This window comes from Dactylosporangium aurantiacum, from assembly GCF_000716715.1.
Taxonomy (GTDB): domain Bacteria; phylum Actinomycetota; class Actinomycetes; order Mycobacteriales; family Micromonosporaceae; genus Dactylosporangium; species Dactylosporangium aurantiacum.
Genome location: NZ_JNYJ01000025.1, coordinates 67437 through 84773, shown reverse-complemented (window position 1 = coordinate 84773; position 17337 = coordinate 67437). Strand labels below are relative to the sequence as shown.

At 74.2% G+C, this 17337-nt stretch carries 17 protein-coding genes; 7 read left to right on the top strand and 10 right to left on the bottom strand.

All coding sequences use genetic code 11. The features are described from left to right. Window positions 1–2: 2 nt before the first annotated feature. Window positions 3–944: a cyclase family protein gene (locus OP18_RS27440; RefSeq protein WP_245635537.1), complete on the bottom strand. Its 942-nt coding sequence runs from the start codon at window positions 942–944 to the stop codon at window positions 3–5. Between the two features lie 98 nt (window positions 945–1042). Here OP18_RS27440 and OP18_RS27435 point away from each other — a divergent pair, with 98 nt between their 5' ends. Next, the gene (locus tag OP18_RS27435; RefSeq protein ID WP_033361930.1) at window positions 1043–1846 is read left to right on the top strand and encodes an alpha/beta hydrolase; all 804 of its coding nucleotides are present in this window, start codon (window positions 1043–1045) and stop codon (window positions 1844–1846) included. Window positions 1847–1868: 22 nt separating this feature from the next. Here OP18_RS27435 and OP18_RS27430 read toward each other — a convergent pair whose 3' ends face one another. Then, entirely contained in the window at window positions 1869–2114 is a 246-nt protein-coding gene (locus tag OP18_RS27430; protein WP_033361929.1) for a hypothetical protein, read from the bottom strand. Window positions 2115–2213: 99 nt separating this feature from the next. Next, entirely contained in the window at window positions 2214–3695 is a 1482-nt protein-coding gene (locus tag OP18_RS27425) for an arabinofuranosidase catalytic domain-containing protein (protein ID WP_033361928.1), read from the bottom strand. Between the two features lie 317 nt (window positions 3696–4012). Here OP18_RS27425 and OP18_RS53130 point away from each other — a divergent pair, with 317 nt between their 5' ends. After that, a complete protein-coding gene (locus OP18_RS53130; RefSeq protein WP_052387420.1) occupies window positions 4013–4753 on the top strand; it encodes a hypothetical protein in 741 nt (246 codons plus the stop codon). 44 nt (window positions 4754–4797) lie between these two features. Here the strand turns inward: OP18_RS53130 and OP18_RS27415 are convergent, their stop codons facing one another. From OP18_RS27415 to OP18_RS27405, 3 genes are all read right to left on the bottom strand, one after another. Beyond that, window positions 4798–5124 carry a hypothetical protein gene (locus tag OP18_RS27415; protein WP_033361927.1) on the bottom strand — a complete coding sequence of 109 codons (327 nt, stop codon included), beginning with the start codon at window positions 5122–5124 and terminating at the stop codon, window positions 4798–4800. A gap of 66 nt (window positions 5125–5190) precedes the next feature. Then, window positions 5191–6282, bottom strand: a complete 1092-nt coding sequence (locus OP18_RS27410) for a hypothetical protein (protein WP_033361926.1) — start codon at window positions 6280–6282, stop codon at window positions 5191–5193. Window positions 6283–6284: 2 nt separating this feature from the next. Further along, window positions 6285–6569 carry a hypothetical protein gene (locus OP18_RS27405; protein WP_033361925.1) on the bottom strand — a complete coding sequence of 95 codons (285 nt, stop codon included), beginning with the start codon at window positions 6567–6569 and terminating at the stop codon, window positions 6285–6287. 249 nt (window positions 6570–6818) lie between these two features. Here OP18_RS27405 and OP18_RS27400 point away from each other — a divergent pair, with 249 nt between their 5' ends. The 4 genes from OP18_RS27400 (at window position 6819) to OP18_RS27385 (ending at window position 13462) form a co-directional block, all read left to right on the top strand. Continuing rightward, entirely contained in the window at window positions 6819–8162 is a 1344-nt protein-coding gene (locus OP18_RS27400) for a sensor histidine kinase (RefSeq protein WP_313900976.1), read from the top strand. Further along, window positions 8114–8758, top strand: coding sequence for a LuxR C-terminal-related transcriptional regulator (locus OP18_RS27395; RefSeq protein ID WP_033361924.1), 645 nt, complete (start codon window positions 8114–8116; stop codon window positions 8756–8758). The genes OP18_RS27400 and OP18_RS27395 overlap by 49 nt, the downstream gene beginning before the upstream one ends. 111 nt (window positions 8759–8869) lie before the next feature. After that, window positions 8870–13009 (top strand): hypothetical protein, encoded by a 4140-nt coding sequence (locus OP18_RS27390; RefSeq protein WP_033361923.1) that lies wholly within the window; start codon window positions 8870–8872, stop codon window positions 13007–13009. Between the two features lie 3 nt (window positions 13010–13012). Beyond that, a complete protein-coding gene (locus OP18_RS27385; protein WP_033361922.1) occupies window positions 13013–13462 on the top strand; it encodes a GNAT family N-acetyltransferase in 450 nt (149 codons plus the stop codon). A gap of 3 nt (window positions 13463–13465) precedes the next feature. Here OP18_RS27385 and OP18_RS27380 read toward each other — a convergent pair whose 3' ends face one another. Further along, entirely contained in the window at window positions 13466–14314 is an 849-nt protein-coding gene (locus OP18_RS27380) for a LysR family transcriptional regulator (protein ID WP_033361921.1), read from the bottom strand. Window positions 14315–14395: 81 nt separating this feature from the next. Between OP18_RS27380 and OP18_RS27375 the strand changes: the two genes are divergently transcribed. After that, complete coding sequence (locus OP18_RS27375; RefSeq protein ID WP_033361920.1) at window positions 14396–15130, top strand: SDR family oxidoreductase; 735 nt, start codon at window positions 14396–14398, stop codon at window positions 15128–15130. A gap of 9 nt (window positions 15131–15139) precedes the next feature. Here OP18_RS27375 and OP18_RS27370 read toward each other — a convergent pair whose 3' ends face one another. The 3 genes from OP18_RS27370 to OP18_RS27360 form a co-directional block, all read right to left on the bottom strand. Next, window positions 15140–16048: an NAD-dependent epimerase/dehydratase family protein gene (locus tag OP18_RS27370; protein WP_033361919.1), complete on the bottom strand. Its 909-nt coding sequence runs from the start codon at window positions 16046–16048 to the stop codon at window positions 15140–15142. A 68-nt stretch (window positions 16049–16116) separates the two neighbouring features. Then, window positions 16117–16251: a hypothetical protein gene (locus OP18_RS61960; RefSeq protein ID WP_260710588.1), complete on the bottom strand. Its 135-nt coding sequence runs from the start codon at window positions 16249–16251 to the stop codon at window positions 16117–16119. Between the two features lie 59 nt (window positions 16252–16310). Beyond that, on the bottom strand, window positions 16311–17327 hold the full coding sequence (locus OP18_RS27360) for an AraC family transcriptional regulator (RefSeq protein WP_033361917.1): 1017 nt from the start codon (window positions 17325–17327) through the stop codon (window positions 16311–16313). Between the last annotated feature and the right edge of the window lie 10 nt (window positions 17328–17337).

Below are 17337 nucleotides of genomic sequence, written 5' to 3'. Positions count from 1 at the left end.
GGTCAGAAGGTGGCGATCGGGTTGACCGGGCTGCCGGACGTACCGGCGAAACGGACCGGCGCGACGGTGAGGTGGAAGTCCCACTGGTCCAGCTCGGCGGCTGTCGCCGCGCACAGCTCCAGGTCGCAGTTGTCGAGCAGCCACAGGCCCATCGCGACGAGTCCGACGGCGTGCACCGGCATCAGCACGGCGTCATACCCCGACGGCTGCACGTCCTGCGGGGTGTCGGCGCCGATCAGCGCGACGCCCCGCTCGTGCAGCCACGGCAGGCAGGAGGCGTGCCACCCGGGCTGCGTGACACCGCCGGCCGGACCGGCCTCGTGGCGGCGCCGGCCGTGGCCGGTGCGCAGCAGCACCGCGTCACCGGGGCGCACCCGCACGCCCTGACGGCGCTCGGCCGCTTCCAGGTCCTCGGGGTACACGCCCTGCCCCGGCTCCAGCCACGGCACGTCGCGGACGGCGGCGACGTCCAGCAGCACACCGCGGGTGACGATCCCGTCCGCCGCCGCCGTGACGGCCGCCCACGCCGATCCCGTCGTGGCGTCGATCATCGAGTGCGGCCGCCCGTTGTACATCGTGCCGTCCCAGAGGATGTGGCAGGGCGAGTCGAGGTGGGTGACGGTGTTGCCGTGGAACATGACGCCGAGCCGCTCGTTGGAGAACCCCCACCGCCGGTCGGCGTGGAACGCGGCCGGCATGTGCTCCGCGCCCGGCATGTCCGCGGCGCACGGGCAGACCGTCGTGGACCGCTCCATCTCCTGCGGGACGGCGACCTCCCACGCGCACGACACGCTCCGGCCGTGGCGCACGGCCCGCGCCGCCGCCAGCCGGACCTCGTCGCTGATGTGGTTCAAGGTCCCGCGCTCGTCGTCGTCGCCCCACCGGCCCCAGTTCGAGAGCGTGTCGAAGTACCCGAGCACGTCGTCCTGCGTCGGCATCTGCATCGGCTCCTCTGTCCCGCGGCTCCAGTCACCGCTGGTCAGGGTATGCCGCCGGCGCCGGGGCGCGCGACGCGGCGCGCGCCGTCGGTAAGCTCGGGCCGGTGACCGAGCCGTACCCCGTGCCCGTGCCCCGCCCCACGCTCACCCACGCCAACTGCGTGGTGTCGGCCCCGCTGGGGTACCGGCCGCTGCACCTGGACCTGCACGTGCCGCCGGGCGACGGCCCGTTCCCGGCCGTGCTGTGGCTGCACGGCGGCGCCTGGGTCACCGGGAGCCGGGTGTGGACCGTCGACCAGCGCTTCCACGAGCGGATGGTGGCCCGGGGGTATGCGGTCGCCGACGTCGACTACCGGCTGGCGCTGGAGGCCAGCTACCCCGCCCAGCAGGCCGACGTCACCGCCGCGATCCGCTGGCTGCGCCACCACGCCGCGGCGCTGCGCATCGACCCTGCCCGGTTCGCCGCCCTCGGCGAGTCCGCCGGCGGCCAGCTCGCCGCGATCGCCGGGCTCACCGGCACCGGCGACGCCGCGCTGCAGGCCGTCATCGTCTGGTACGGCCCCGCCGACCTCGGCGCCGTCGCGGACCAGCACGACCCGTTCACGGAGCCGGCGATCCTGCTCGGCGGACCGGTCGCTGAACGCGCCGCCCTGGCCCGCCTGGCCAGCCCCGTGCACAACGTCCATCCCGCGGCGCCGCCGTTCCTGATCATCCACGGCACCGAGGACGACGACGTGCCGTACACCGACGCCGTCATCCTCACCGAGGCGCTGCGCGCCCACGGCGTGCGCTGCGACCTGCTGCCCGTCGAGGGGGCCGGGCACGTGTTCGCCGGCGCCACCGTCGACGTCGGCACCTTCACCGAGGCCGGCGCCGACTTCCTCGACGACGTGCTGCGCCGCGTCTGAGGCTCGCGGACGGTGCCGCCCGTCATGATCCTTGCGGCGGGCCCGGCTCGTCCGGACCGAGCACCGTCACGTCCTGGTGCCGGCGGTGGGCCACGGCTTTGCCGGCCGAGGCGAGCCTTGCCTCCGCGACGGGCAGTCCCTGCTTCGGTTCGCTCCACATCTGGTCGAGCGCGGTCGCGGTCCGCCAGGCCTCGTACGCCTTGCGATCGGCCGCACAGGTGTCCGCGAGCCGTTCATAGTGCTTCGGCCCCTGGAGCAGCTTTTCCACCAGCGGGCTTCGTTGGAGGTGGCCGGACCTCCGGCAGCCTCTGACGCCCGCGGCGGGTGCCGTGGCGCGGCAAGGGTGACCGCGCCACGGCACCCGGTCCTACGGGGCGATCTGCCAGAGCTGGCAGGTGTTGTTCAACCACATCCACAGCTGCACCTTGGTGCCGTTCGCGGTGCCGCAGTTCTGGTCGTCCAGCACCATGCCGCTGTTCTCGACGACCAGCTCGTACCGGCCGTTGCCGGCGGGGATGACCGCCCACTGCTGGCAGGTGTTGCCCAGCGACTGCCACAGGTTCGTGGCCGTGCCCAGGGCCAGGCCGCAGTTGACGGCGTCGAGGACCTTGTTGGCGTTGACGTTCGTCACGGTCCACTTGTTGGGTCCGACGCTGTTGAACCGCCACTGCTGGCAGGTGTTGCCCAGGGCCTGCCACACGTCGATCTGCGTGCCGTTGGCGGTGCCGCAGTTGACCGCGTCGAGGACCTTGCCGCTGGCGAGGTTCGTCAGCCGGTAGGTGGCGCCGTTGACCGGGAACGTCACGCTCTTGCCGTACCCGACGGCCACGATGTTGGCCTGCACCGCGTTCTCGGTGGCATCGCTGGGGTACCCGCTGGTCATGACGCCCTCGAAGAAGGAGCCGACCGAGCCGTTGCTGTTGTCGCCGCCGATGCCGAGGATGATGGCGCCCTGCTTGGTCATCGGCCGGTAGCCGGACTGGGTGGGCAGCCCGCCGTCGTAGCGGGTGGCGAGCCCGCCGGACTGCGCGTTGCCGTCCTTGATGGCGTACGTGGTGGTGCCGTTGTTCTTCAGCATCGCCGTCACGAACGCGCTGTTGCGGCCGGTGTTGGCCGTCCAGGAGCCGTTGCCGCCGGCGAACAGCCCGTTCTCCAGGTCGGCCGCGACCCTCGGCCCGCCCGCGCAGGGGGAGAACCAGCACAGGGTGCCGAAGTAGATGGCGTCCATGTCGCCGTTGCCGGTGTCCATGTTGTTCGTCTCGGCGTTGCCGTAGTCGAAGCAGCAGCGGTCGTTGACGTGGGTGCCCTCGGTGACCATGTACATGCCCTCGGGCTGGCTGCCCGTGGCGATGCCGTTGGTGGCGTTGTTGCGGTACCCGTTGCCGGCGGAGATGTACACGCCGTACACCTTGTGCCCGCCGGCGGTGACCGGCAGCGCCGCGGCGTTCGCGCCCTGGTCGGCGGTGGGGTTGGCGCCGCCGCCGGGCGCGATGGTGAGGTCGTTGTGCCGCGACGTCTGGTCGTAGATGCGCACGATCGTGCAGTAGGTGCCGGCGCAGAACGAGTCCTGCGCGGCGGCGTTGGCGTAGCCGCCGGCGCTGAGCAGGCCGATGTTCGCCGTCGCGCCGTCCGACCAGCGCCGCACCTGGTACAGCGGGCCGTTGTACGCGCCGAACAGCGCCCGGGTCGTGCTGTGCGCGGCGACGCACGGGGTGCCGCCGCCGGCGTAGATGTCGCAGGACGACGTGCCGGCCGCCTGCGCGGCGGTGTTCGGCAGGGCGGTCAGCGCCGCGGCGACGAGCACCGTGGCGGCGGCGAAGGCTGTTCGCCGCAGGGAGCGCAGATGCATTGATGCGCCTTTCAGGGGGTGTACGGCGGCGTCGTGCGTGACCGGGGTCGCGCCGCCGCGGCGGGATGTGAGCGTTAACAAGTCGAATCGCGCGCACGGTGAGGCAAGAACGCCAGTTGCCTGTTTGGCGGTGGCTACTGGCGCGGGCGGCCGCCTGAATGATGAGTGTTATCGCTCACATAGACGATGTCAAGTGAAGTTTCGAAACTGCCGGCTGTCGCCGACCGCACCGGTGTTCAGTCGCCGATCCGACCGGATCGGCCGGATCGAGTCGCTAGGCTCGGCGGCCGTTGCCCGTACGTCTGGAGGTCTGACGCGTGGAGCCCTGGATCATCGCGGTGGTCGCGGGTGCGGTGCTGCTGCCCATCGGCATCCTGGTGGCCGTGTCCCGGGCCACGTTCCGGGCCGTGGCGCCGGCCGGCGCGTCCGGCGGCTTCGGCCTGCTCCCGGGCCGCGCGATGCGCGACGGCCTGGCCGCCGGCTGGGAACAGGAGCGCGCCCTCATGACCGCCGTGCTCCGCGACGACCTGCGGTCCGTGCGCGCCGGGGCGGCCTCGCACCCGGAGGCCGCCGCGCACCTGCAGGCCGCCGAGCGGGCCGTCGACCTGTTCGCGGCCAACGAGGACTGGGCCGACAACATGCGCGCCGCCACCGCCGCGATGGGCCGCGCCAACCGCGCCGTGGCCGGCACCGACCGGCCGCCGTGCCTGTTCAACCCCGCGCACGGCCCGTCCGCCGCCGAGGTCGAGTGGGCCCCCCGCAGCGGCGCCGCCCGCCGCCGCGTCCCGGTGTGCGCCGAGGACGCCGCCCGGCTGTGCGCCGGCACCCCGCCCCAGGCCCGCACCGTCCAGACCGACGAGGGTGTCGTGCCGTACTACGCCGCCCACGGCCGGTACGTGGACTGGCTGCTCGGCTGGTACGACGGCTTCGACCCGTACCTGACCGCCCGCCTCCTCGCCGGCACCGCCATCGGCAGCCACCTGCCCGGCCGCATCCGGGCCATCCACGGCGCCGGCAGCGACCCGCTCGGCGAGTTCGGCTCCATCCACGACGACTGACGGTCTTCCGTTCGCGGCGACCTCCGTCCACGACGGCCGGCGGGTCAGGGTTCGCCCCGCGGCGGCAGGAGCCACGACACCTGCCGCCGGGTGAGCCCCAGCTCGCTCAGCACCTCGTCGAGCACGCCGGCAGGCTCCCGCCGGCCGAACTGCACCAGCTCCACCCCACCGGCCGGATCCAGCTCCACGACCGCGAACCCCACCAGCGTGCCGTCCGCCAACCGCCCGAGCGCGATGACCGCCGGCGACACGTCGTTGTCCACCGCCGCGAACCGCAGCCCGAACCGCTGCTCCAGGTCACCCCGCGTCAGGGCCAGCCTGGCGATGACCTCGGGCGCCCCACGCCCCACCCCGCTGCCGACCGCCTCCACGCCGCCTCAACCCTCCACCGCGCGCCCGACGAGCGCCTGTGCCCATGCCGCCCGGCCTGCCATCGGTCAGCAGCTGAGGTCGACGTCGAGGACCGCGACGTCGGACGGGCCGACGAAGACCACGGTGCCGGTGAAATCGTCGTCCTCGGCCTGGTCCTCGGGCATCGTCACGGGCAGGTAGCCGGTGACGAACAGCTGCGGCAGGTGGTCGGCGCCGGCGGTGCGGGTCAGCAGCAGGTCGAGCAGGTCGCGGTACAGGTAGCGGGTCAGATGGCCCGGCGGGACGTGCGGCCACTCCTCGATGCCGCTCCAGCTGCCGTCGAACAGCTCCGCCAAGGAGCCGCGCACCACCGTGTACATGCCCTGGTCGAGTTCGTCGGCGGTGAGCGGGCGCAGCTGCGGCGGCTCGGCGGGCTCCTCCTCGCGGGTGCGGGTCCACCAGCCGGCGGCGGCCTCGAGGGGGTCGGCCGAGCCCCGCGGGCCGGCCCAGACGCGGAACGTGACCGGGTTGTTGTTGTTCACCCACAGCTCGGCGCTGAGCAGGGTGAGCAGGCAGGCGAGCCGGGTGCGCAGCGCCGCGTCGGCGCCGTCGGCGGCGATGACCGGCGGCTCGGTGACCGGTGCGGGCCCGACGCTCAGGCGCAGCGCCCGGCCGCTGGAGTCGCGCTGCAACAGGTGCAGCTCGTCGCCGCCGGTCCACACCCGCAGCAGGTCCGTGTACGGTCCGGTGAGGTGTTCGGCGAGGTACGCCAGCAGCGCCGTGCCCCGCGCGTCGCTGACCCGGACGTGTTCGCCCAGCAGCGCGACCAGCTCCGCGGTCACCTCCCCGGGCGGGCGGGTCGGCTCGTACGGGCGGCGCTCGGCGGGCTGGACCAGGCTGATGAGCACCGTGGCGGCCGACGGCTCGGCGTCGAAGCGGCCGGCGGCGGCGATCTCGGCCGGTGGCGGCGGCTCCGGCCACGGCTGCGTCCCACGCTCCCGCGCGGTGCCGATGACGCACTCGCTGCGCCACCCCGGCGCCCCGCTGCCGCCGGTCCACGCCGCGAGCAGCCACACCGCCGCGAAGACCGGCCACTGCGCCGACGTCGCCCCGCCGCCGAGGGAGACCGGTGGCGGCTGCCGGTGCCAGCTGTCGCCGTACGCCGTCGTGCGCTCCACGCCTACCGCTCCCGCTCGAATGCCCGGTGCAGCTCCTGGTGGAACGCCTCGGTCTCCTCGCGGGTCGCGGGGTCCAGGTTGCGGTGGACGGTGAGCTTCGCCTCGGCCAGGCCACCACCGGTCGCGTCCGCGACCGCCTTGATGGCCTGCAGCCGCGAGTCGGTGTGCCGCAGCGGCTCCGCGGCCACCGCGTCCGCGCCGGCGCCCGCGGCGAGCATCGCCCGGGCCCGGCCGGTCAGCGACCGGACCTCCTCGTGCCACGCCGCCGGCTCGGCCTCATCCACCATGCCGCGCAGCCTATCGCCGTCCCGACGCGTGCGGTCGGGTGCACGTCGCGAGCGGGGTGGGGGCGGCGGCCGGACGGCAGCCCGGCCAGTCGGTGCGTGGCCATCGCGGGTCCCTTCTGCGGGCGGCGGGTCGGGCGTTGCCTGCGATGAAACGCGCCCGGGCCCGCACGGTCAGGAGTGCCACGTCCCGGACCGGGGGTGGTACCAGCACCACCGCCGTGCCAGGGCGTCCCGGGTGAGAATGAACCCGTGGACCGACCGAACCCGCTGCCGGCGTGGCTGCCGGGGCCCGTGCGCGCGGCGCTCACCCCGGCGGTGCTCGCCTGGCTGACGCGCGGCCTGCTCGCCGCCGTGCGCGGCGTGCTGCTCGCCGTCGGCACCCTGTCGGTGAACATCACCCTGTTCGTGCTGTTCGTCGTGTCGGCGGCGCTCAGCGTCGTCGGCGTCGGCATCCTGCTCGTGCCGCTCGTCGCGACCGCGGTGCGGGCCGTCACCGATCTGCACCGGCGGTTCCTGGCGCAGTGGACCGGTGTCGCCATCCCCGGCCCGTACCGGCCGCGCCCCGGCGGCGCCGGCGTGTGGCGCCTGTACCGGTGGGTGGTGACCGACCCGGCGACCTGGCGCGACCTCGCCTGGCTGCTGCTGTCCGTCCTGCTCACCGGGCTGCTGCTGATCGCGCCGGCGGCCGTCGTCGGGTACGGCGTCGAAGGCGTCCTCGGCGTGCCGGTCCTGCTGTACTTCCTGCTCGACTGGTGGGGCTACGGCGTCTTCTGGCCCATGGACAACCTCGCCGAGGCGCTGCTGAGCTGGCCGCAGGCCGCGCTGATCCTGCCCGCCGGGCTGACGCTCGCCCCGTACGCGCTGCGCGGCTACGCGCTGTTCACCCGCTGGCTGCTCGCCCCGACCCGCGCGGCGGCCCTGGAGCAGCGGGTCGACCGGCTCACCCGCACCCGCACCGACACCGTCGACGCCCAGGCCACCGAGCTGCGCCGCATCGAACGCGACCTGCACGACGGCGCCCAGGCCCGCCTCGTCGCGGTCAGCATGAAGATCGGCCTCGCCGAGGAGCTCATGGCCCGCGACCCGGAGGCCGCGCTGCGGCTGATGGCGCAGGCCCGCGAGCACAGCGGCCTGGCCCTCGCCGAGCTGCGCGACCTCGTGCGGGGCATCCACCCGCCGGTCCTCGCCGAACGTGGCCTCGACGGCGCCGTGCGGGCCCTCGCGCTGAGCGCGCCGCTGCCCGTCGACGTCGACGTGGACCTGCCCGGGCGGCCCGAGGCGCCGGTGGAGTCCGCGGCGTACTTCGCGGTCGCCGAGGCGCTCACCAACGTCGCGAAGCACGCCCACGCGACCCGGGTGTCGCTGCGGCTGGCGCATCGCGACGGGCGGCTCGGCATCGTGGTGCGTGACGACGGCCGCGGCGGCGCCGACCCGGCCGCCGGCAGCGGCCTGCGGGGGATCGAGCGCCGCCTCGCCGCGTTTGATGGCACCATGTCCGTGGCCAGTCCGCCCGGCGGACCCACCACCGTGACGATGGAGCTGCCGTGCGCGTTGTCATCGCCGAGGACCTCGCCCTCCTCCGGGACGGCCTGATCCACATCCTGCAGGCGTTCGACCACGAGGTCGTCGCCTCCGTCGACAACGGCCCGGCGCTGCTGCCGGCGCTGCTGCGGCACCGTCCCGACGTCGCGGTCGTCGACGTGCGGCTGCCGCCCACGTTCACCGACGAGGGCCTGCAGGCCGCGATCGCCGCCCGCGCCGAGGTCCCCGGCCTGCCGATCCTGGTGCTGTCCCAGCACGTCGAGCAGCTGTACGCCCGGGAGCTGCTCGCCGCCGGCGTGGGCGGCATCGGGTACCTGCTCAAGGACCGCGTCTCCCACGTCGGGCAGTTCATCGACGCGGTCGGCCGGGTCGCCGGCGGCGGCACCGTCATGGACCCGGAGGTCATCGCGCTGCTGCTGGCCCGCCGCCCGGACACCGGCCCCCTCGACGGGCTCACCGCCCGCGAACGCGAGGTGCTCGCCCTGATGGCGGAGGGCCGCTCTAACGCCGCGATCGCCGGCCGGCTGTTCGTGACCGAGAAGGCCGTCAGCAAGCACATCAACAGCATCTTCAGCAAGCTCGGCCTGCCCCCGTCCGGCGACGACAACCGCCGCGTCATGGCGGTGCTCACGTACCTGGACCAGTAACGGGCGGCGACCGGGCGTCGTCCGGACGGTGCGACATTGATCCATCCGGCGGGTGCGGCGGTGATCGATGTACGACATGATGACGCTGTGCCAGGGACCCGACCACGGCGAGTGCCGAGACTGCGCTGGCGGTGGCTGGCGACCGCCGGAGTCCTGACCGGGACGCTGACCGTCGCGTGGGCCCTGCAGCCGTTCGGGCGTGCGGTCAACACGGTCACGCTGCTGCTGGGGCTCGGCCAGTTGGTCTTCGCGGCCATCGCCTGGTGGCAGGCCGTCACGGCGGCCGGCGGCGGGCGCACCGAGCAGGAGCGCCTGCTGGACGCCGCGGACACCTTGCACCGGCAGATCACCCAGCAGTGGGGCCGTGAGGTCGGCGTGCGCCGGCTGCGCCACCCGCGCCCGCTGCAGCTGCGGTGGAAATCCGCGGCGGACGACCTGCCGCAGTCGCTCACGATCACGCCCGGCAGCCTCGTCGACGACCTGACCGGCCGGTCGCCGGCCGCCGGACTGGTGGACGCCTACCGGCGTCTGCCGCACCGCCAGCTGGTCATCCTCGGCGAACCGGGCGCCGGCAAGTCGACCGTGGCGATGCTGTTCGTGCTGGCCGCCGCCGAACGCGGCACCGAGCCGGTGTCGGCCCAGCACCCGGTCCCGGTCCTGCTCACGCTCGCCGCCTGGCGCGCCGACCAGGAGTCGCTGCCGGACTGGATCGCCCGCCGGATGGTCGAGGACTACCCGGAGCTGGCCGACGCCAAGCGGTACGGCCCGGACGTCTGCGCCCGCCTGGTCGCCGCCGGGCTCGTCCTTCCGGTGCTCGACGGCCTGGACGAGATGCCGACCGGTCTGCTGCCGGACGTGTTCGACCAGCTCAACGACGTCGCCGGGGTCGGCGGGCTGCAGACGGTGGTCACCTGCCGCCGGGCGGAGTTCGAGGCCGCCCGGGGACAGGTCGCGCCACTGCGGCTGGCGGCGCTGGCCGTCATCCGGCCCATCCGGGTCGCCGACTCGATCGCGTTCATCACCGGCGAGCAGGTCGACGCCGCCCGGTGGCACGACGTCGTGGAGCGGATGCGGGCCGACCCGACCGGCCCGCTGGCGACCGCGCTGTCGACGCCGTTGATGACCGCGCTCGCCCGCGCCGTGTACGAGCGGCCGGACACCAGACCGGCCGAGCTGTGCGACTTCGGTGACGTGGCCGCCGTCCAGCGACACCTGCTGGACCGGATCCTGCCGACGGTGTACCGGCCCGAGCAGCTGCCGGCGGCGGACCGCGCACTGTCCTTCCTGGCCGCGCACCTGCACGAGCGGCTGGCCACCCCGAACCTCGCCTGGTGGCATCTCGCCCGTGCGGTGCCGACCGCGGTGGTGGTGTGGTGCGTCGCCGCGGTGATCGCCGCGGTGGGCGCGGCCGCGACGGCCTACACGCAGCCCTTCGGTGTCGGCACCGGCCCCGACGCGCTGTTCGGCGCGGGGATCGGGCTGGCCGCCGGCACCGTCGCCGGGCTCAACGCCGCCCGTGGCATGTACGCCCCGGACACGCCGCCGACCGGGCGCCGCCGCTGGACCGCGCTCGCCGGTGCGGCGTTCCGCGACGGGCTCGCCGGGGCGCTGGTCGTCTGCGCGACGACCGGCTGGTACTTCGCCGACCGCGCGACGACGGGCGGCATCGGCCTGCTGTACCTGCTCATCCAGCTGCTCGTGTTCGGCACCGGCGTAGGGATGGCGCTCAGCGTGATCCTGCAGGGCCTCGCGCTGGGCCGGGGATCCACCCCGAACCGTGCCGCGCCCCGGGCCGGGCTGCTGCTGCCGAGCCTGGCCTCCGGTCTCGGCATGGGCATGATCCTCGGCCTGCCGGTCGGGCTCACGCTGGGCGTGGTGGCCGGCGTGTCCGAGCGTGACATCCGCAGCGGCCTGATCACCGGCCTGCTCACGGCGCTCGTGGTGGGTTCGACCGTCGGCCTGCCGGTCGGCGTCGGGCGCTGGTTCGCCACGCCGGTCGAGGCGGACACCCCGCTCACCCCGCGCACCGTCCTGCGCGGCGACCTGATCAGCCTGCTCGTCACCGCGCTGAGCTGCGCGGTCACGGCCGGCGTCGGCGACGCGCTGCTCACCAAGGTCACCGCGGACCTCACCGGCGGGTCGCTGGTGCGCTTCGGCGGCCTGTACACCAATGACCCGTACGAGGCGGCGCCATGGGCGGGGCTCGTCGCATTCGGCGCGGTGCTGCTCGGCTCCGGCGCGCCCAGCGTCTCCTACGCGGTCGCGCACGCCTGGCTCGCGACGTGGCGGCGGCTGCCGTGGCGGCTGTTCGAGTTCCTCGAGGACGCCCACGAGCGCGCGTCGCTGCTGCGCCAGCTCGGCGCCGTGTACCAGTTCCGGCACGCCCGCCTGATGGAGCGCCTGGCCGACCGGCACCGTCCGGGCGCGGCCGGCCGGCTGGTGGAGACCGGCGCGGAGGTCGGCGCCATCCTGCGCGGCCAGCGACCACCACCGCGCCGCGTGGCCCGCCTCGGCGCGACCGTGGTCGCCACGGCGGTCCTGCCGGCGCTGCTCGTGGCGGTGTCGTTCCCGGTCGCCCGCGACCGTTTCCAGGCCGCCATCGCCGCCGAACGCAGCAACGCCGCCAACCACCTCATCGCCCAGGCCGACGAACTGCAGGAGAACGACCGGCTCACCGCCCTGCGCCTGCGCGCCGCCGCCGCCGAGCTCGACTCGGACCAGTCGTCGCTGCTGGACCTGAGCACGGTGCTGGACATCCTCAACACCGGCGAGGTGCTGACCTGGCGCCGGACCTCTGACCCGGCGGTGGAGGGCGACCGTTGGCTGGTGCTCAACGACGACGAAGGTCGTGGCACCGCGTGGGGGCCGGCCGGCGGCCCGGTGGGACCGGTCTCGCTGGGCACGACGGGGTCGCTGACCGATGTGTCCGAGCGTGGTAGCTGGGCGGTGTCCGGCAAGAAGCCCCGCACGGTATGGCGGCTGTCCGACGCCATGCTGCGCCCCGTGCACGTCGACGACGGCGCCGACCTCCGTGCCGGCCCCGGCGGCTGGCTGCTGTGCCGGTACCCGGACGGACGGCTGACCGCGTTCGACCCGCGGCTCTGGCCGAGCCGGGAGGTGCCGGTGGCCACCGGCGTCGACGACACCACGTGGCCGGACCGTGGCCGGTGGGTGTACGCGTCCGACGAGGACGACGCGAACATCCGCGTGGTCGACTTCGGGGTTGACCCGCCGGCGGTCACCGCGCTGCCCGACCCGGCCGCACAGTTCGACAGCGCCAGCGCCGACCTGCTGGTCACGACGGCAGCGAAGGACACCTACTCGGTCTGGGACCCGTCCGACCTCAGCCGCCCCCGGTGGACGGGCCGGGCCGACGCGTCACCGGACCTGATGAGCCGGCGGCTTATCGTCGCCGGCGACCGGCTGGTCGACCTGGCCGGTGCGACGCCGCGCTCGACGCAGGTGGACGAGGTCGTGGCGGTCGCGCCGGGGCGTGCCGATCTGGCGGTGGTGCTGGACGGGTCCGCCGTCGTGACGGTCGACTTCAGCACCGACCCGCCCACCCGCCGGACCGTGCTCGCCGATGTCGTCGCGAGCCACGTCGAGGACGGCACGGTGCTGCTGTCCGACACCGGCTCGAGGACGACGTACCTCATGGAGACGAGCGTGTTCCCGCCGCGCATCACCACGCTGGGATCGCACATCAATGACGGCGTGTACGACGACGGCGGCGGGCACTGGATGATCGACAACGGGCCGTCGCCGCCGGTGCGCGTCACCGCGAGCGACCGGTCGATCAATCCGGCGATCGCGGTGGGTGACAGCGTGGCGGTCCTGCCGCAAAGCGACGGCACGGTACGCGTCGTCGACCTCGTCACCGGCCGGGTGACCGCCGTCGGCGTCGCCGGCACCGTGACAGACACCGATGTCAGCGACGACGGCAGGTCGGCGTTCGTCATCACGGCGAACACGGTGACCGCGGTGGACGTCGCCAGCGGCGAGCAGCACAATTTGGGCAAGGCCCCGGTGCGGTACCGCGAGCTGTACATGACGAGGACCTACGCCAACCTCGACGGCTGGATCGCCGTGTGGAAGGAGCCGACGGTGTCCGGTCCGCCACCGACCCTGCGCCATGTCGGTGGCGAAGCCATCGACGCCGTGTGCCGGATCGTCCAGCGGTCGCTGTCGCGGCAGGAGTGGAGCAGGTACGCACCGGGACAGCCCTACACCGACACGTGTCCGGGACGGTGAGCGATGCCGACGATCCGACCGTTCGGGACCGGGGACGCGGACGTGGTCGCGGGGATCATCGTCCGCTGCCTGCGGGAGGTGAACAGCCGCGACTACCCGCCCGACATCATCGACCGGATGTGCGCGCACTTCACGCCCGGCACGGTCGAGGAGCTGGCCGGCACGCGGCAGATGTTCGTGGCGGTGGTGGACGGCGAAGTCGTCGGCACGATCTCCCGCGACGGCAACCGGGTGTACACGATGTTCGTGCGGCCCGACGCCGCGGGGCGGGGGATCGGGCGGCTGCTGCTGCGGCACGTCGAGGCGCTCGCCGCCGCCGACGGGCACGACGTCATGGAGACCGGTGCCAGCATCACCGGGCACGGGTTCTACCAGCGGCTCGGGTATCACGACGTGTACCGCGTCGACACCGACTTCGGGCTGAACTACATCCTGCGCCGCGCGCTGCGCTGACCGCTACAGGCGGGTGGCGGCGTGGACGAGGCCGGCGACGGCGCGGGACCTGCTGTGCGGTGGCCAGGCGATCACCGTGGTGACCTTCGGTGCGTCCAGGACCGGCACGGCGGTCAGGTCGTGCCGCAGGTGGGCGCGGCACGAGTCGGGCAGGACGGCGACGGCGCGGCGCAGCGCGATCAGCTGGAACAGCTGCACGTTGTCGCGGACCTGCGGGCCGGGGCCGTCGGGGTAGCTGCCGTCGCGGCACGGCCAGCGGGGCAGCGGCAGGTCGGGCAGGCCGGTGACGTCGGCCATGCGCAGGGTCGTGCGGGTGGTGAGCGGGTGCCCGGCGGGCAGGACCGCGACCTGCCCCTCGCAGGTCAGCTCCTCGGTGTCGAGGCCGGACGTGGAGTCGAACGGCAGGTGCAGCAGCGCCACGTCGGCGCGGCCGTCGCGCAGCAGCCGCTCCTGCTCGCCGATGCCGCACAGCACGACGTCGACGGCGACGGCGCCGGGTTCGGCCGCGTACGCGTCGAGCAGCTTCGCCAGCAGCTCGCCGGAGGCGCCGGCCTTGGTGACGAGGACCAGGCCGGGCTCGCCGGTAGCGGCGAGGGCGGCGCGGCGGGTGCGGCGGCCGGCGGCGTCGACCGCGTCGAGGGCGGCGCGCCCCTCGCGCAGCAGCACCGCACCGGCCTCGGTCAGGGTCACCGATCGGCTGGTGCGCACCAGCAGGTCGACGCCGAGGCGCCGCTCCAGCTGGCGGATCGCCCGGGACAGCGGCGGCTGGGCGATGCCGAGCCGCTGCGCGGCCCGCCCGAAGTGCAGCTCCTCGGCGACCGCGACGAAATAGCGCAGCTCCCGCGTCTCCATGTCGCCCAACAATACCCGCAGGGTATCGCCGGCTACCCAGACGGTGTTGGTCGCCTGGCGGGCCGCGGCCAGGATCGAGCCATGACCGAATCGAAGATCGCGCTGGTGACCGGCGCGAACAAGGGCATCGGGTACGAGATCGCGGCCGGGCTCGGCGCGCTCGGCTGGAGCGTCGGCGTCGGCGCCCGCGACGAGCACCGGCGCGAGGCCGCCGTGGAGAAGCTGCGGGCCGCGGGCGTCGACGCGTTCGGCGTGCCGCTCGACGTGACCGACGACGCGAGCGTCACCGCCGCCGCGCGACTGCTGCGGGAGCGGGCCGGCCGGCTCGACGCGCTCGTGAACAACGCCGCCATCACCGGCGGTGTGCCGCAGCACCCGACGGCCGTGTCGCCGCAGGTGCTGCGTACCGTCGTGGAGACCAACGTCATCGGGGTGGTCCGGGTGACCAACGCGATGCTGCCGCTGCTGCGCCGGGCCGCGTCGCCGCGCATCGTCAACATGTCCAGCGGCGTCGGCTCCCTCACCCGGCAGACCGAGGCCGGCGCGTCCGAGCTGACGATCGGCCCGCTGTCGGCCGCCTACTCGCCGTCCAAGACGTTCCTCAACGCCGTCACCATCCAGTACGCCAAGGAGCTGCGGGACACCAACATCCTGATCAACGCGGCCTGCCCCGGCTACGTCGCCACGGACCTCAACGGCTTCCGCGGGGTGCGCACGCCCGAGCAGGGCGCGGCCGTGGCGATCCGGCTGGCGACCCTGCCCGACGGCGGCCCGACCGGTTCGTTCTTCGAGGACGCCGGCGTCGTGCCATGGTGACCACGCGCCTCAGCCGGCGAACGTCTCCTTGACCGACGGGTCCAGGGACCGGCCGGTCACCGGCTCGATGAACAGCTCGGCGAGCAGCAGGTCCGCGACGTGACCCGGGTTGATCCCGGACTCCTTGCGGCCGAGGGCCTGCAGCCCGCCGCCGAGGCGGGTCGCGCCGCGCATCACGGCGGCGGGCAGGCGGCGGACCTTGCGCGGGCGCCCGACCGCCGCCGCGATCCGCGCCAGCATCACGTCCCAGGTGAGGTTCTCGTCGGCGATCGGGATGTCGTCGCCCCGGCGCTCCTCGAGCGCGTCGGCGGCGACGATCGCGACGCTGCGGGCCGAGGCCGCCGCCGAGCCGCCGACGGGCGCCAGCAGCGGCGAGCGCGAACGTGCCCACCGCTCCAACGGCCCGGACCAGTTCGGCAACCGGTCGCCGGCCCGGCCGAACACGAACGGCAGCTCCAGCACCGCGACCGGCAGGTCCGGCCCGGCGGCGGTGCGCGCCTCCTGCGCCTGTTCGACCCGGCAGCGGATGTACGTGTGCCGCTGCGGCAGCCGCCACTGCGGGTGCGACCGGTCGAAGTACGTGTAGTACGAGCCCATCACCACGCCACGGGTGAGCCCTTCGAGGCGGGCCGCGGTGAACAGCCGCACCACCGGCTCGACGAGATCGGCCCGGAACACCGGGTAGATCGGCTTGCGCAACGCCTGCTGCTCGTCGGTGCGGGCGGCGTACACCACGCCGTCGTGCCCGGCGAGCAGCGCCCGGAACTGCTCGACGGTCGCGCCGCCCACGTCGAGCAGCTCGTCGCTGCCCGGTTGTGCCGTGCGCGCCGTCGCGGTCACCGCGTGCCCGCGCTCCCGCAGCACCTCCGCCACGTGCGCACCGATCAGACCACTGCCACCCACCACGAGAATCCGCACGCCAAATCGTCCACTGTGGACCCACCCCTTTGTCAAGGCACGATTGTCGCCGATCCCGGTGGCGGCTGTCAGTCGAGCAGGTGGCGCAGGTACCGGTCGGGCCGCTCCAGGAACGCCCGGGTGTGCCCCACGACGGCGAGGTCCGCCCATGCCGTGGTCCGGATGCCGTGCTCGCCGAGCTCCAGGACGGTCGCCGCCGGCAACGCGGCGAGCGCCGGCGAGTGGGTCGCACTTACCGGCCGTCCGCCGCGGCCCGGCAGCGTCACCCCACGGGGCCCGGCGCCGCCGCGGCCACGGTCCTGAACTGCTCCGGTGTCCGGCCGGTCCAACCGTGGAACGCCCGGTAGAAGGAGTTCGTGTCGTCGTAGCCGAGCAGGTAGGCGATCTCGGCCGGGTTCATCCGTGACGTGGACAGGTAGTGCCTGGCCAGCGCCTCCCGGGTCCGGCGCAGCACGTCCTGGAACGCGGTCCCCTCCAGCTGCAGCCGGCGCTGCAGCGTCCGGGCGCTGACCGCCAGCTCCCGCGCCACCGCGTCCAGCGTCGCCGTGCCCGCCGGCAGCAGCCGCAGCAGCACCTGGCGGACCAGCTCGGTGGCTGACGGCTGGGTCTCGAACTCGGTGAGCCGCCGGCGCAGGCCGGGCTCGAAGTACTCCCACATCCGCTCGTTCGCGGTCAGGAAGGGTCGCTCGGCGTCGGCGCGGGAGAACGTGACGGTCGCGACGGCCGAGCGCTCGACCGGGGCGCCGAGATAGTCCCGGTACGCCGCGGCCTGCCCGGGCGTCGTGCCGGCGGGCGCGGCGAACCGCAACGGCCGGACCTCCTCGCGGGTGGCGATGCGGGCCAGCGCCACCCAGAAGATCAGCTCAGTGAGCACCAGGGCCGCCGGGGCGGTCTCCGCCTCGGGCCAGTGCATCGCGATCGTCAGGGCGCCGCCGCCCTCGCCGACCTCCAGCCGCAGCGGGCCGATCAGCTTCTTGTACGTGGCGAGCCGCGCCGCGGCGACGCTGAGGTCCGGGCTGCAGAACGCCGCGAACAGCGGCGGGTCGAAGACCTCCGCGCGCATCGCCCGGCCGATCCGGATCGGCAGCAGCGGGTCACCGGCCTCCTCGTCCAGCGCGCGCCAGAAGGCGTAGTACTCGGCGGTGCTGAGCTCGGCGGTCCCGTGCGTGTAGACCGCCGTCGGCAGCCTCGCCCGGCGCAGCACGCCGGCCAGGTCGACGCCGAGGTCGGCGAGCAGCGCCCGGCCCGAGGGACCGACCGTGAAACGATCCGAGCTCATCGGTGCATCC

What these genes read in the sequence shown, in the direction of transcription:
- OP18_RS27440 (WP_245635537.1), bottom strand. Translation starts at nt 944, where the DNA reads ATGCAGATGCCGACGCAGGACGACGTGCTCGGGTACTTCGACACGCTC.
- OP18_RS27425 (WP_033361928.1), bottom strand. Translation starts at nt 3,695, where the DNA reads ATGCATCTGCGCTCCCTGCGGCGAACAGCCTTCGCCGCCGCCACGGTG.
- OP18_RS27405 (WP_033361925.1), bottom strand. Translation starts at nt 6,569, where the DNA reads ATGGTGGATGAGGCCGAGCCGGCGGCGTGGCACGAGGAGGTCCGGTCG.
- OP18_RS27385 (WP_033361922.1), top strand. Translation starts at nt 13,013, where the DNA reads ATGCCGACGATCCGACCGTTCGGGACCGGGGACGCGGACGTGGTCGCG.
- OP18_RS27380 (WP_033361921.1), bottom strand. Translation starts at nt 14,314, where the DNA reads ATGGAGACGCGGGAGCTGCGCTATTTCGTCGCGGTCGCCGAGGAGCTG.
- OP18_RS27375 (WP_033361920.1), top strand. Translation starts at nt 14,396, where the DNA reads ATGACCGAATCGAAGATCGCGCTGGTGACCGGCGCGAACAAGGGCATC.
- OP18_RS27360 (WP_033361917.1), bottom strand. Translation starts at nt 17,327, where the DNA reads ATGAGCTCGGATCGTTTCACGGTCGGTCCCTCGGGCCGGGCGCTGCTC.